The sequence below is a fragment of the Aquirufa nivalisilvae genome, assembly GCF_003143535.1.
Classification (GTDB): Bacteria; Bacteroidota; Bacteroidia; order Cytophagales; family Spirosomataceae; genus Aquirufa; species Aquirufa nivalisilvae.
Genome location: NZ_CP029346.1, coordinates 2,071,828 through 2,085,202, shown reverse-complemented (window position 1 = coordinate 2,085,202; position 13,375 = coordinate 2,071,828). Strand labels below are relative to the sequence as shown.

At 38.6% G+C, this 13,375-nt stretch carries 12 protein-coding genes and 1 tRNA gene; 7 read left to right on the top strand and 6 right to left on the bottom strand.

Going from position 1 to position 13,375, the window contains the following annotated elements:
* The first annotated feature begins 11 nt into the window (after positions 1-11).
* Positions 12-1,577, top strand: coding sequence for a 2-oxoglutarate dehydrogenase complex dihydrolipoyllysine-residue succinyltransferase (gene odhB, locus HME7025_RS09210; RefSeq protein ID WP_109323353.1), 1,566 nt, complete (start codon positions 12-14; stop codon positions 1,575-1,577).
* Positions 1,578-1,624: 47 nt separating this feature from the next.
* Positions 1,625-3,031 (top strand): dihydrolipoyl dehydrogenase, encoded by a 1,407-nt coding sequence (lpdA, locus tag HME7025_RS09205; RefSeq protein WP_109323352.1) that lies wholly within the window; start codon positions 1,625-1,627, stop codon positions 3,029-3,031.
* A gap of 1 nt (position 3,032) precedes the next feature.
* Here lpdA and mscL read toward each other — a convergent pair whose 3' ends face one another.
* Complete coding sequence (gene mscL, locus HME7025_RS09200) at positions 3,033-3,386, bottom strand: large conductance mechanosensitive channel protein MscL (protein ID WP_109323351.1); 354 nt, start codon at positions 3,384-3,386, stop codon at positions 3,033-3,035.
* A gap of 223 nt (positions 3,387-3,609) precedes the next feature.
* Here mscL and HME7025_RS09195 point away from each other — a divergent pair, with 223 nt between their 5' ends.
* On the top strand, positions 3,610-4,770 hold the full coding sequence (locus HME7025_RS09195; protein ID WP_109323350.1) for a sialidase family protein: 1,161 nt from the start codon (positions 3,610-3,612) through the stop codon (positions 4,768-4,770).
* 156 nt (positions 4,771-4,926) lie between these two features.
* Here the strand turns inward: HME7025_RS09195 and HME7025_RS09190 are convergent, their stop codons facing one another.
* The 5 genes from HME7025_RS09190 to asnS are packed head-to-tail and all read right to left on the bottom strand — an operon-like array spanning position 4,927 to position 10,099.
* Positions 4,927-6,297, bottom strand: a complete 1,371-nt coding sequence (locus HME7025_RS09190; RefSeq protein ID WP_109323349.1) for an MATE family efflux transporter — start codon at positions 6,295-6,297, stop codon at positions 4,927-4,929.
* A gap of 3 nt (positions 6,298-6,300) precedes the next feature.
* Positions 6,301-7,608: a UDP-N-acetylglucosamine 1-carboxyvinyltransferase gene (murA, locus tag HME7025_RS09185; protein ID WP_109323348.1), complete on the bottom strand. Its 1,308-nt coding sequence runs from the start codon at positions 7,606-7,608 to the stop codon at positions 6,301-6,303.
* 9 nt (positions 7,609-7,617) lie between these two features.
* The gene (locus HME7025_RS09180) at positions 7,618-8,274 is read right to left on the bottom strand and encodes a DUF4290 domain-containing protein (RefSeq protein WP_109323347.1); all 657 of its coding nucleotides are present in this window, start codon (positions 8,272-8,274) and stop codon (positions 7,618-7,620) included.
* A 15-nt stretch (positions 8,275-8,289) separates the two neighbouring features.
* The gene (locus tag HME7025_RS09175; protein ID WP_109323346.1) at positions 8,290-8,667 is read right to left on the bottom strand and encodes a diacylglycerol kinase family protein; all 378 of its coding nucleotides are present in this window, start codon (positions 8,665-8,667) and stop codon (positions 8,290-8,292) included.
* 1 nt (position 8,668) lies between these two features.
* Positions 8,669-10,099, bottom strand: coding sequence for an asparagine--tRNA ligase (asnS, locus tag HME7025_RS09170; protein WP_109323345.1), 1,431 nt, complete (start codon positions 10,097-10,099; stop codon positions 8,669-8,671).
* A 150-nt stretch (positions 10,100-10,249) separates the two neighbouring features.
* Here asnS and rpoN point away from each other — a divergent pair, with 150 nt between their 5' ends.
* The 4 genes from rpoN (at position 10,250) to HME7025_RS09150 (ending at position 13,213) form a co-directional block, all read left to right on the top strand.
* Complete coding sequence (gene rpoN / locus HME7025_RS09165; protein ID WP_109323344.1) at positions 10,250-11,689, top strand: RNA polymerase factor sigma-54; 1,440 nt, start codon at positions 10,250-10,252, stop codon at positions 11,687-11,689.
* A gap of 141 nt (positions 11,690-11,830) precedes the next feature.
* Positions 11,831-12,196 carry a four helix bundle protein gene (locus tag HME7025_RS09160; protein ID WP_109325078.1) on the top strand — a complete coding sequence of 122 codons (366 nt, stop codon included), beginning with the start codon at positions 11,831-11,833 and terminating at the stop codon, positions 12,194-12,196.
* Between the two features lie 77 nt (positions 12,197-12,273).
* A complete protein-coding gene (locus HME7025_RS09155) occupies positions 12,274-13,053 on the top strand; it encodes an enoyl-CoA hydratase/isomerase family protein (protein ID WP_109323343.1) in 780 nt (259 codons plus the stop codon).
* An 86-nt stretch (positions 13,054-13,139) separates the two neighbouring features.
* Positions 13,140-13,213, top strand: a tRNA-Arg gene (locus HME7025_RS09150).
* Positions 13,214-13,375: the final 162 nt, after the last annotated feature.

Below are 13,375 nucleotides of genomic sequence, written 5' to 3'. Positions count from 1 at the left end.
GCCGAACAACAATGGCCATAGAAATGAAAGTGCCCGCTGTGGGCGAATCGATTACGGAAGTTACCGTTGCTACTTGGAATAAGAAAGAGGGTGATGTCGTGAAGTTGGATGAAGTTCTTTGTGAATTGGAGTCAGACAAGGCAACTTTTGAATTGCCTGCAGAAGCAGAAGGGATTTTACACATTGTAGCGAAAGAAGGTGATGTTTTACCTATTGGTGCTGTAATTTGTACTATTGAGGTGGTTGGTGCTCAAGCCACAGCACCGGCACCAGCTCCAGCTCCAGCAGTTGTAGTAGCAGACAGTCCTGCTCCTGCGCCAGTAGCTGCTGCACCAGCGGCTCCTGCGGCAGAAAGCAAAGTATTGGAAGTAAAGGTTCCTCCTGTGGGTGAATCAATTACAGAGGTGACTGTTTCTGTTTGGAATAAAAAATCAGGTGATACCGTTGCTTTAGATGAAGTTTTATGTGAATTAGAATCAGATAAAGCGACTTTTGAATTGCCAGCTGAATCAGCAGGTGTATTACAAATTATAGCTGAGTCAGGTGCTGTAGTACCTATTGGAGGTATTTTGGCAACCATTACCGTTGGGGCTGGTGCAACAACTCCTCAAGCTGCAGTAACTCCACCAACTGCCAACGTTGCTGTACCTGTTGCAGCTCCAGTATCTGGTGAATCTTATGCAGCTGGTCATCCTTCTCCAGCAGCAGCTAAAATTTTGGATGAAAAAGGAATAGCTGCTTCGCAAGTAGCAGGAACGGGTGTTGGCGGAAGAATTACGAAGGATGATGCACAAAATGCACAGCCAGTTGCAGCTGCACCGGTAACAGCAACGCCTGCATCAGCAGCATCTCCAGCTCCAGCTAGCGCTTCTGATGCACGTGGTTCTCGCCGTGAAAAAATGAGCTCATTGCGTAAAACAGTAGCTCGTCGTTTGGTAGCAGTAAAAAATGAAACGGCGATGTTAACTACCTTCAATGAGGTAGACATGAAACCGGTCATGGATTTGAGATCTAAATACAAAGATAAGTTTAAAGAAAAACATGGAGTTGGATTAGGCTTTATGTCCTTCTTTACGAAGGCTGTATGTGTAGCCTTGAAGGAATTTCCTTCAGTCAATGCAAAAATTGACGGAGATGAAATGGTTTTCCATGATTTCTGTGATATTTCCATTGCAGTTTCTGCCCCTAAGGGTTTAGTGGTGCCAGTTATTCGTAATGCAGAGAATTTAAGTCTTGCTGGAATCGAATCAGAAGTGGTTCGTTTAGCTGTTAAGGCGCGTGATAATAAATTGAGTTTGGAAGAAATGACTGGTGGAACATTTACTATCACCAATGGTGGTGTATTTGGATCAATGATGTCAACTCCAATTATCAATGCCCCGCAAGTGGCTATTTTGGGTATGCACAATATCGTGGAGCGTCCAGTAGTAGTGGATGGCCAAATTGTGATCAGACCTATGATGTACTTGGCTCTATCGTATGACCACCGTATTATCGATGGTCGTGAGTCGGTAAGCTTCTTAGTACGTGTGAAGCAGTTGTTGGAAGACCCTGCTCGTTTATTATTAGATATTTAACAACGTGAATAGGCCTTTAGGGGCCTATTCCTTTTTTCCATTGCCTTATGTTAGAATTTGATGTTGTCGTTATTGGTTCTGGTCCTGGTGGTTATGTTGCAGCTATTCGTGCGGCACAATTAGGATTTAAAACCGCCATTGTTGAAAAATATGCTGTTATGGGTGGTACCTGCTTAAATGTAGGTTGCATTCCTTCCAAGGCTCTTTTAGATTCTTCGGAACACTATTATAATGCCATTCATCATTTTGAAGAGCATGGAATTGTGGGAGGAAAGCCAAAGGTAGATTTGGAAAAAATGATTGCTAGAAAAGCAGGAGTGGTCGAAAAAATGAATGGCGGTATTTCATTTTTGATGAAGAAAAATAAGGTAACGGTATTTCACGGTTTGGGTTCTTTCGAAAGTGCTAAAGTGGTAAAAGTATCTCAAGCAGATGGAAAAGAAGAATTACTAAGTGCTAAAAATATTATAGTGGCAACGGGTTCAAAACCAACCAATTTGCCATTTATTCCGGTAGATAAAACTCGAATTATCACATCCACTGAAGCTTTAAAGCTGAAGGAAATACCTAAGCATCTGATTGTTATTGGTGCAGGAGTTATTGGGGCTGAATTGGGTTCTGTATATGCTCGTTTAGGTTCTAAAGTTAGTTTTGTGGAATATGCTGATGGCATGATTCCAACCATGGATAGAACGATGGGAAAGGAATTGCAAAAGTCAATTGCGAAGTTAGGGGCTGATTTTTATTTCTCTCACCAAGTTACTGGGACAGAAAATAAAGGTAAAGAAGTTGTGGTTAAGGCGAAAAATGCCGCTGGAGAAGAAGTAGAAATTAAAGGAGATTACTGTTTGGTATGTATTGGTCGTAAACCATATACCGAAGGTTTAAATCTAGCTGCAGCTGGATTGCAAGCGGATGAGCGTGGAAGAATTGCAGTAGATGAACATACTTTACAAACTTCAGTTCCAGGTATTTATGCCATTGGTGATTTGATTCGTGGTGCTATGTTAGCTCACAAGGCAGAGGAAGAAGGAGTATTTGTTGCTGAAGTAATTGCTGGTCAAAAGCCGCATATTAATTATAATTTGATTCCAGGTGTTGTTTATACTTGGCCTGAAGTAGCTTCTGTTGGTAAAACAGAACAAGAACTTAAAGCCGCAGGTATAGCCTATAAAGATGGATCTTTTCCATTTAAAGCCTTGGGACGTGCCGTAGCATCCATGGATGTGGATGGTTTAGTAAAGGTTTTGGCTGATGCCAAAACAGATGAAATTTTAGGAGTTCATATCATTGGTGCTCGTGCAGCCGATATGATAGCGGAAGCCGTTGTTGCGATGGAATTCAGAGCCAGTGCGGAAGATGTGGCACGTATGTCACATGCCCATCCTACCTACACGGAAGCTATGAAGGAAGCTTGTTTAGCTGCTACCAGCAAACGCGCGATTCACGCCTAATTTATTCGCTCGCTTTTTCCTCGGAAGATTTAAAGCGATTGGTCATTTTAATAAGTAAAAACATCACAAAAGCGACTAAAATAAAGTCGATAAAAATTGTGATGAAGTTACCGTATTGAATGGCGTTTTCTGGAGAAAGGATTTTGCCACTGGCATCATATTGAGCTTCTCGGAGGACATATTTCATGGCTTTGAAATCTACTCCTGTGGTAAGTTCTCCAACAATTGGCATAATGACCCCGTCAATCAATGCTGTTGTAACCTTACCAAATGCAGCTCCCATGATAAAGGCAACGGATATTTCAATAAGGCTGCCTTTCATGGCAAATTCTTTGAACTCTTTGATAATACTCATAGTGAATGGTTTTAATTTGAAATTAGTAGGATACAAGGAATTTGAAGCAATTCGTTTGATATACCAACGTTATGAGATATAAATCTCAAGTACGTGATACGATTTAACCGAATTACTCTCCAAATACTTGATTTTTTTTTAAATTTCAATCGCTTGCTTGAAATTGTTTCAAAACAAATTTCTTTGCAATAAATGAGTAAATTTGATTTTATCGTTCTTAGCCATGAAAGCATCACTCATTTTATCTACTTTAAGTTTATTTTCTTGGGGACTTTTTGCTCAAAAGTCGGAGAGAGTAACAGTATTTCAATCTGGCCAAGATACGTATGCCAGTTATCGTATTCCTGCAATTATTAAGCTTCCACATGGTGAGTTATTGGCTTTTGCAGAAGGGAGAAAGGGTAGTGCAGCTGATTTTGGAAATATAGATATCGTTTCCAAGCTTAGTAAAGATGGAGGAAAAACGTGGTCCGCTATTCAAAAAGTAGTGGATTTCGATTCTTTGCAAGCTGGTAATCCTGCTCCAGTAGTAGATTATTGGGATCCAGAATACCCACAAGGAAGAATCTTTTTATTTTATAATACAGGTAATAATCACGAGAATTTAGTTCGACAAGGTAAAGGCCTTAGAGAAGTTTGGTACATAACTTCCACAGATGATGGTAAGACTTGGTCTGCACCAGTCAATATTACCAAATCCGTTCATCGCCCTATCCAAGAACCTTATAAGTATGCTGAAGATTGGCGCTCCTATGCCAATACACCCGGGCATGCGATGCAAATTAGTTCGGGAAGGTACCGTGGTAGAATATATGTAGCTGCAAACCATTCGATTGGTGCCCCCAAAGCAGACTTTACTGATTATGTATCTCATGGTTTTTTTACTGATAATCATGGTCAAAGTTTTCAATTAAGTCAGTCCCTAGGTCTACCAGGAAGCAATGAAGCCACAGCCGCAGAATTGTCGGATAATCGACTGCTATTGAATGCTAGAAACCAAAAAGGAGATGTGCGAACTCGAATTGCGGCTATAAGTTCGGATGGGGGGAATACTTGGGATAAAACGTATTATGAAACCTCACTACCTGATCCTGTTTGTGAAGGCTCCTTACTTTCCATTGGATATAGGCAAGGTAAAAGTGTATTAGCATTTAGCAATGCAGCAGATCAAGAAAAACGTAATCATTTAACCCTTCGAATCAGTTTTGATGAAGGGTTAACTTGGCCTATAAGCCATGAAATAGATGGTACGATTGATCCCATAAAACATCCTGATTTTACAGCATATTCCGATATAGTTAAACTAGATGAAGATCGAATTGGCGTTTTATACGAACGAAATGATTATGCTGAAATAGTTTATGTCAGTATCAAATGGGAGTAAAATAGATCTTTTTGGCTAAGGCCAGCCAACGCTGTCAAGGTTCCAAACCTTGCCAGCGTTAGCGATTTAGCTAACGGAATTGGAAGGATGCTTCCTTAGCCAAACGAATGAAAATTCAAAAAATGTATATCAAGATTTAAACTATCAAGTTCTTGATTAATCTTCCACTTGAAGAGAATTGAAATCAATGACTTTAGTGCGAGCGTAGAATCGCCAAGATAATAATGTAGCCGAACAAATTAGGCTCCAAGTTAATCCAATCCAGATACCAACAGCACCCATGTCGCCATAAATACCTAAGTAATAACTTAATGGAATTCCTACACCCCAGTAGGAAACCACGGTAATTGCCGTAGGAATTTTGACATCTTGAAGCCCACGAAGTAGGCCTAATGAAACAGCTTGAATACCATCAAAAAGTTGAAATATGGCCCCCCAGGTCACCAAACTTACAGCAATGGCTATCACATCTGCTTCTTGAGTATAACCGCGAACTAACCAAGGTTTGAAAGTAAACATAATGATGGCGCAAATTCCCATAAAAATAATGGAAAGAAGTAATGCTGCATTTCCTGATATATAAATTCCAGCTCGATTTTTTTCTCCAATATCGGTACCAACATGAATCCCTCCGGCAGCTGCAATGCCAGTTGCCATCATGTAAGTTAAAGATGCCATGTTGATGGCTACGATATGTGCTGCTTGGGCAGTGGACGAAATCCAACCCATCATCACAACCGCCATACCAAAGGTGGCGATTTCAAAGAATCCTTGAAAGCCAGCTGGAATACCGACTTTTAGAATGGTCTTTTCCAATACCCATGTGTGATGTTGAGACCCCATGTGAGCGAAATACTTGGTAAAAGAAGCAGATTTGAAGATGTATAATCCTAAGCTTAAGGCCATAAATATGCGACAAAGCAAAGTAGAAATACCTGCCCCAAATAAACCCATGGCAGGAATGGGTCCTAAGCCATTTATACAAATATGATTTCCAATTACATTTAAAACTAAGGCAACGATGGTAATATTCATCGCTATACTTGTTCTTTTCAATCCATCCGAAAAACTTTTAAAGGCAGCAAATAAAAAGGTTGGAAGTACAGAAATAGCAATTAATACCAAATAGGGAAGGGTTAACTCTTTGTTGATTGGACTTTGCTGGAAAAGGTCATAATTCCAGCCAATTATCGCAATAATTAAAATGGTTATAACAGAAAGGATTAGAGCAACTCGAATTCCAGCTCGCATTAAATTACCACATTCAGCGTCATTGTTTTCGGCCACTGATTTTGAAATCATGGGTGAAATGATTTGTAAACAGATTAATCCGATAATAGCAATTGTGAAAAATATGGAATTGGCCATGCCTGAAGCCCCCAAGCTTTCAGCCACTTGCGACTGCATTTGACCAACTTGGACGGTATCGGCTAAACCCATCAGCATTACACCTAATTGTCCTATTACAATGGGTAAGGCTAATTTAAACGTGCTACTTATTTTTCCTCCAAGGCTGACTTCCCGCATGATTTAGATTCGAACGATTTCTGCTCCTAATGCATTTAATCGAGTATCAATATTTTGATATCCTCGGTCAATTTGTTCAATATTATCAATGATAGATGTACCCGTAGCAGACATCGCTGCAATCAATAAAGATACACCAGCACGGATATCTGGAGAGGACATGCGTATTCCTTTCAAGTTTTGCTTTCTATCGAAACCAACAACGGTAGCTCTATGTGGATCACAAAGAATGATTTGAGCCCCCATTTCAATTAATCGGTCAACAAAGAATAGTCGACTTTCAAACATTTTTTGGTGAATCAATACTGTTCCTTTAGCCTGTATAGCTGTTACTAAAATAATCGATAATAGATCTGGTGTAAAACCTGGCCACGGATGATCAGAAATGGTCAACATCGATCCATCTATGAAGTTTTCCAACTCATAATGCTCTTGTGCTGGAACAAAAATATCATCGCCTCTGAATTCTAATTTAATACCTAGTTTACGGAAAACATCAGGTATAATGCCTAGTTCTGGTATTTTGCAATTCTTAATGGTAATTTCTGATTGAGTCATCGCTGCCATTCCAATGAATGAGCCAATTTCAATCATATCTGGTAACATGGTATGTTCTGTTCCTCCCAATATATCAACTCCTTCTATCGTCAATAAATTAGATCCAATTCCAGAAATTTTGGCTCCCATGCGGTTCAACATCTTACATAACTGCTGAATATAAGGTTCACATGCTGCATGATAAATGGTGGTTGTGCCTTTGGCTAATACGGCCGCCATCAGAATATTAGCTGTTCCAGTAACCGAAGCCTCATCTAATAACATATAGGCACCTGTTAAATGAGAAGCATCTACTTCGTAAAATCCTCCATCTTCAGCGCTATAATTAAATTTGGCGCCCAATTTCATGAATCCTGTAAAGTGAGTATCCAATCTTCTACGGCCAATTTTATCCCCTCCTGGTGAAGGAATACGTCCTTTTTTGAAACGAGCCAAAGTCGGCCCTAACAACATCACCGATCCACGAAGAGCAGCGGCCTTTGCTTTATATGTTTCAGACTCTAAGTATTCAATATTAACTTGAGATGCATCAAATTCAATACTAGATTCACTTAAGCGGCGAATTTTCACACCCATGTCGCCTAATAAATCAATTAATTGATTGACATCACGGATATTAGGAATATTATGGATGGTGACAGGTTCAGCGGTTAGTACGACAGCACAAAGAATTTGTAATGCTTCGTTTTTTGCACCTTGAGGAGTGATTTCTCCTGATAATTTTCTACCACCTGTTACTTTAAATGAGGCCATAAGGGTCAATTATTTTTTATGATTTCTTGGATTGAAATTCCGATTGTTTCTGAAGTTTTTTCTATAATTATTTCCACCACGGTTATTATTAGGGCCGTTAGGATATTCTGGTGCATTATAAGCATTTCTAGCATTATTGGCCACTTTGGCGTGTCCTAGACCTTCTTGGGATAATTCATCCACGATGGATCCAAGGAGATTTTCAGACATTTCTTTGATGTTTTGCCAAATGACCTGATCATCTACTGAATCTTTATTCCAAGTAACATAAAAGCCCTTCATTAATCGAGCGATGTAGGCCACTAAAATCTTTTTATCCTCTATTTTTTCTTCTGCTATGGCACGTAGAATAAGTAATTCAACATTACGACCATAGTGTTTGAACTTCAAATGGTGTTGATTGTAATTGACTTTTTTAGGTGCTTTACCAACAGATTCTGGTGAGGGAGGAGGGTAAGGACCTTGTACATCCAATTGGAAGTTGGACATGATGTACAAGTCATCCCAAAGTTTTTTGGAATAATCTTGACTATTGTCTTTCATACCAGGATGTATCTGCTTCATGAGTTCTATCATGAGGAAAGCATATTTGGTTCTTTTCTCTCGATCTTGAATCGTTAGAATGTAGTTGACCAATTTTTGTACACTAGACCCGTATTCTTTCATAATGTTGTGTCAAACTTAATTACTAAATACCAATCGCATCCAAAGATGAGGAAAGGAAATAAGGCAAAAAACAAAGGCTGCCCAAATAGCCATCACTAAAACAGCTCCTGCCGCAAAGTCTTTTGCTTTTTTGGCCAATGGATGATGTTCAGGGGCTACAATATCTGTGATATTTTCTAATGCGGAATTAATTAACTCAGCCATCCATACTCCTGCAATGGCTAAACTAATCCAAAGCCATTCAATCGCCATGAAACCAATATTGATTCCAACGACTATCACTAAGATAGTGGAAGCCAAGTGGATTTTAGCATTGTTTTCTTCCTTGATCAAAGTAATGATACCCGACCAAGCAATGGAAATGCTGCGAAAAGCTTTGGACAGATTAAACATATTAAAATTCTGCCGATTTAGGTGTTCTTGGAAATGGAATGACATCGCGAATGTTGCTCATGCCCGTTACAAATAAAACAAGACGTTCGAAACCTAATCCAAATCCAGCATGTGGAGCAGAGCCAAACTGCCTAGTTTGTAAATACCACCAAATGGAATCTTCCTCAATGCCCACATCTTTCGTGCGTTGAAGTAATTTTTCGTAATCATCTTCTCTTTGAGATCCTCCAATGATTTCACCAATACCTGGAAACAATACGTCCATAGCACGAACCGTTTTTCCATCATCTTCTAATTTCATGTAGAATGCCTTGATGTCTTTCGGATAATGCGTCAGGATAACAGGTTTTTTGAAATGTTTTTCAACCAAATAACGCTCATGCTCACTTTGTAAGTCGATTCCCCATGCTACAGGGTAGTTGAATTTACCTTGCTTATGTGGCTTAGATTGTAATAAAATGTCAATGGCCTCGGTATAAGTTAATCTTTCAAAAGTATTTTCAGAAACAAATCTCAATTTTTCAGAAAGTGTCATCTCGGATTGTTCTTCCTTTTTCTTCATTTTTTCCTCTTCCAACAAGCGTTTTTCAAGGAAAGCAATATCATCAGCACAATTTTCTAAAGCATAGCTAATCAAGCTTTTGGTAAAATCTTCTGCTAGATTCATGTTGTCTGTAAGCTCAAAAAAGGCCATTTCTGGCTCTACCATCCAGAATTCAGCTAAGTGACGAGTGGTATTGGAGTTTTCAGCACGGAAAGTAGGTCCAAACGTGTAAATTTTGGAAAGAGCCATGGCTCCTAATTCTCCTTCTAATTGGCCAGAAACCGTCAGATTGGTCTCTTTGCCAAAAAAGTCTTCTTTATAATCTATTTTTCCGTCTTCTGTTAATGGAGGATTAATAGCAGGTAAGGTGGTTACACGAAACATTTCTCCTGCTCCTTCTGCATCTGAACCCGTGATAATTGGGGTATGCAAATAAAAGAAGCCGTGATTGTTGAAATATTGATGTATCGCGAATGCTAAGGCATGACGAATACGTAGAATGGCTGAAAATGTATTAGTTCTTGGGCGAAGATGTGCAATCTCACGTAAGAACTCCAAAGAGTGTTTTTTGGGCTGTAAAGGGTATTTTTCTGGATCAGCAGTCCCGTAAACTTGGATAGCCGTTACTTGAACTTCAACGGATTGACCTTGTCCTTGAGATGGAATTAGAATACCTGTTACAGCAATACAAGATCCCGTAGTTACTAATTTTAACGTTTCTTCAGAAACGACGCCATCAGAAACAACGGCCTGAATATTATGAATCGTAGATCCATCGTTCATGGCGATGAAAGCTACAGATGAAGATACACGTTTGGTACGCACCCAACCTTTTACCGTAACCGTTTGTTGGCTCGGGGATTGGAGAAGTAATTCTTTAATTTGCATATAAATAAATGGTCAAATGGCCCCCAATTGGGGCAAACTAGTCTCAAAATTACGTACAAAAAACGGAATAATTTTATTTATTTATGAATTACAAGTATTTTTAAAAACTGGCCGTCAAATCAGCGTATATTTGTTTATTAGATTAAAGATATGCAGGGATTATCACTCAAAATTTCTCAGCAACAGCGGCTTTCTCCACAACAAATTCAGTTTGTTAAATTGCTTCAAATTCCTTCAGCTGAACTGGCTGCAAGAATAGAGGAGGAATTGGAGGAAAATCCCGCTTTGGAAGAGGGTTTAGAAATAAAGGATTCAGACGAATTCGATGAAAAAGAACGAGAGACTGTAGAGGACTTAGAGCGAGAGGAATTAGAAATAGGAGATTATTTGCAAGATGATTATGCTGGCTATAAAATGGCTGGTGATTCCTATGATTCCAATGAAGAGTCCAAGGAACGACCTATGGCCACCGTGGCTAGTGCAGAAGATTACTTGTTGATGCAAATCGGTTTTAGTTTAAAAGATGAGCGAGAAGAGATGATCGCGCATCAATTAATAGGTTCGCTTGAAGAAGATGGTTATTTGAGAAGGAACATTGAAAGTATTGTCAATGACTTAGCATTTACACAAGGCTTTACAACCAATTTTGAAGAGGTAGAAGGTGTTTTAAAGAAAATTCAGGCCTTAGATCCAGCAGGGATTGGAGCTAGGGATTTACAAGAATGTTTGTCGATACAATTGCACCGTAGAGAATCAGACCATCCCACTTGTTTATTGGCTATTCGCTTAATTGATGAGTTCTTTGATGAATTTTCTAAAAAGCATTTTGTTCAATTACAGCAAAAATTAAGTGTTGATGAAAGTGAATTGAAAAAGGCGATTAACTTAATCAAACGCTTAAATCCTAAACCAGGTGGAGCAGAAGGAGGGAATTTAGCGCCTTATTTACAACCTGATTTTGTGGTAACAAATCAACATGGCAAATTGGATATTAAGTTGAATGGAAAAAATGCCCCCGAATTAAGGGTCAGTAAGTCATTTCAAGAGATGTTGCAAACTTATGATCAAGGGAATAAACAGCAAAAAGAGATTAAGGAAGCTGTTACTTTTATCAAGCATAAATTAGATGCTGCATCTTGGTTTATTCAGGCAATACAACAAAGACAGGGCACTTTATTGAAAACGATGCACAGTATTGTGGCACAGCAATACGATTTCTTCTTGACAGGCGATGATTCTACCTTGAAACCCATGAAGATGAAGGAAATCGCCAGCTTGATTGAAATGGACGTTTCTACTGTGTCAAGAGTAGTCTCAGCTAAATCAGTGCAAACAGATTTTGGTATATATCCTTTAAAATATTTCTTCTCAGAAGGAATTACTCATGAGTCAGGGGAGGATGTGTCAACCAGAGAAGTGAAAAATATACTTAGGGAAATCATTGAGCAAGAACCAGCTCAAGAGCCTTATCCAGATGAAACCTTAGAGCAGCTTTTATCTGAAAAAGGCTTTGTGGTGAAACGCCGTACCGTAGCTAAATATAGAGAACAACTGGGTATACCAGTTGCGAGGCTAAGAAGGAAACTATAAATTAAATGTAAATGGTAAATGGTAAATGGTGAGTGGTGTCTTGAGTGAAGAAATTGAAAATAAATCAACTAATTAATAATTCTATAGATTGCGTTTAATTGAAAAGGTAGAAATGTAGATTTGGTAATAAAATTTTATCAAGTGAAACATAAGAATGTCTTAAAATCAAAATCGTTTTTTTTCGCAATTCAAATCTGGCATTTATATCATTATCTTGTTAATGAGAGAAAAGAATTTATTCTTTCAAAGCAAATTTTACGAAGTGGAACAGCAGTAGGAGCAATAATTAGAGAAGCAGAACATGCGGAATCTAAATTGGATTTTAAGCACAAAATGTCAATTGCTCAAAAGGAAATAAATGAAACTATATATTGGTTGGAATTATTAAACGAAATTGATTACTTGGAAGAAGTTCGCTACGTTAAATTAATGTCTGAAAGCAATGAAATTTTAAGAATTATTACTAAAATTATACTAACGGTAAAACATAATCTGACCATTAGATAACAACACATTTATCATTTACCACTTACCATTCATAATTGAATTCATCATTTATCATTTATAATTTATTATTTATTATTATGTCTTCTTACCAATTTCTTCATCTTAGTCAAGTTAATGGAGTATGGACCATTCATCTGAAGCGTCCAGAAGTGTTTAATGCCTTAAATGCAGGTTTGATACATGAAATAAGGGATGTAGCAGAAAAAGCAAAGGCTTCGGAATCAGCTAGGGTTTTGGTAATAACAGGAGAGGGGAAGGCATTTTGTTCGGGAGCTGATTTGAAATCGGGTGTGAGCGATTCTGATTTGGGTGCTGTACTTAGATCTACCTATAATCCGATGATATTGGCATTAAGAGGCTTAGATAAGCCTGTAATTGGCGCAATCAACGGTCCTGCAGCGGGAGCAGGATGCTCCTTGGCATTAGCATGTGACTATTTAGTTGCTAAGGAAGGAGCATATTTTGCTGAACTTTTTGTTCAGATAGGTTTGACCTTGGATGCAGGAAGCACTGCCTTTTTAATGCAGTCTTTGGGGTATCATAAGGCATTTGAGTTGGCGTCTACAGCTAAAAAAATTAGTGCAGAGGAAGCTCAAGCTTTGGGATTGGTAGCAGAAGTTATTTCCGAGGAAAATTGGGAACAACGACTGAAGGCGCTAGGAGAAGAATTTGCTCGTCGACCTACATTAGCATTAGCTTTAATCAAACGAGAATTGCAAAAGGCTCACCATCAGGACTTAGCAACTGTATTAGAAATGGAAGCAGAAGCTCAGCGACAAGCTGGTTACTCGAAGGATTTTCAAGAAGGAGTAAGTTCTTTCTTGGAAAAACGAGCTCCTCATTTTACAGGGAAGTAAAATTTGGAATAAAATTGATTTTTTTTTCGGCAAGGTCTTTTCATATTCCCAAAGAAATTCTACCTTTGCAGTCCCGAATGGGAATTGGTTGCGTAGCTCAATTGGATAGAGCATCTCACTACGGATGAGAAGGTTTGGGGTTCGAATCCCTACGCGACCACACTAAATGTTAAAAACACCTATAAATTTTAAATTTGTAGGTGTTTTTTTTTGCGCTAATTTTTCCATTGAGACTTGTATCCAATTCAAATTAATCTCATTCAAATTAATCTCAAGTTTATTGAAATCAGAAACGTTGGAATATCATTAAATTTTTAGCAAT

Bases quoted from the DNA above. Each gene is read 5' to 3' on its own strand.
- odhB (WP_109323353.1), top strand. From the start codon at position 12: ATGGCCATAGAAATGAAAGTGCCCGCTGTGGGCGAATCGATTACGGAA.
- lpdA (WP_109323352.1), top strand. From the start codon at position 1,625: ATGTTAGAATTTGATGTTGTCGTTATTGGTTCTGGTCCTGGTGGTTAT.
- mscL (WP_109323351.1), bottom strand. From the start codon at position 3,386: ATGAGTATTATCAAAGAGTTCAAAGAATTTGCCATGAAAGGCAGCCTT.
- HME7025_RS09195 (WP_109323350.1), top strand. From the start codon at position 3,610: ATGAAAGCATCACTCATTTTATCTACTTTAAGTTTATTTTCTTGGGGA.
- HME7025_RS09190 (WP_109323349.1), bottom strand. From the start codon at position 6,297: ATGCGGGAAGTCAGCCTTGGAGGAAAAATAAGTAGCACGTTTAAATTA.
- murA (WP_109323348.1), bottom strand. From the start codon at position 7,608: ATGGCCTCATTTAAAGTAACAGGTGGTAGAAAATTATCAGGAGAAATC.
- HME7025_RS09180 (WP_109323347.1), bottom strand. From the start codon at position 8,274: ATGAAAGAATACGGGTCTAGTGTACAAAAATTGGTCAACTACATTCTA.
- HME7025_RS09175 (WP_109323346.1), bottom strand. From the start codon at position 8,667: ATGTTTAATCTGTCCAAAGCTTTTCGCAGCATTTCCATTGCTTGGTCG.
- asnS (WP_109323345.1), bottom strand. From the start codon at position 10,099: ATGCAAATTAAAGAATTACTTCTCCAATCCCCGAGCCAACAAACGGTT.
- rpoN (WP_109323344.1), top strand. From the start codon at position 10,250: ATGCAGGGATTATCACTCAAAATTTCTCAGCAACAGCGGCTTTCTCCA.
- HME7025_RS09155 (WP_109323343.1), top strand. From the start codon at position 12,274: ATGTCTTCTTACCAATTTCTTCATCTTAGTCAAGTTAATGGAGTATGG.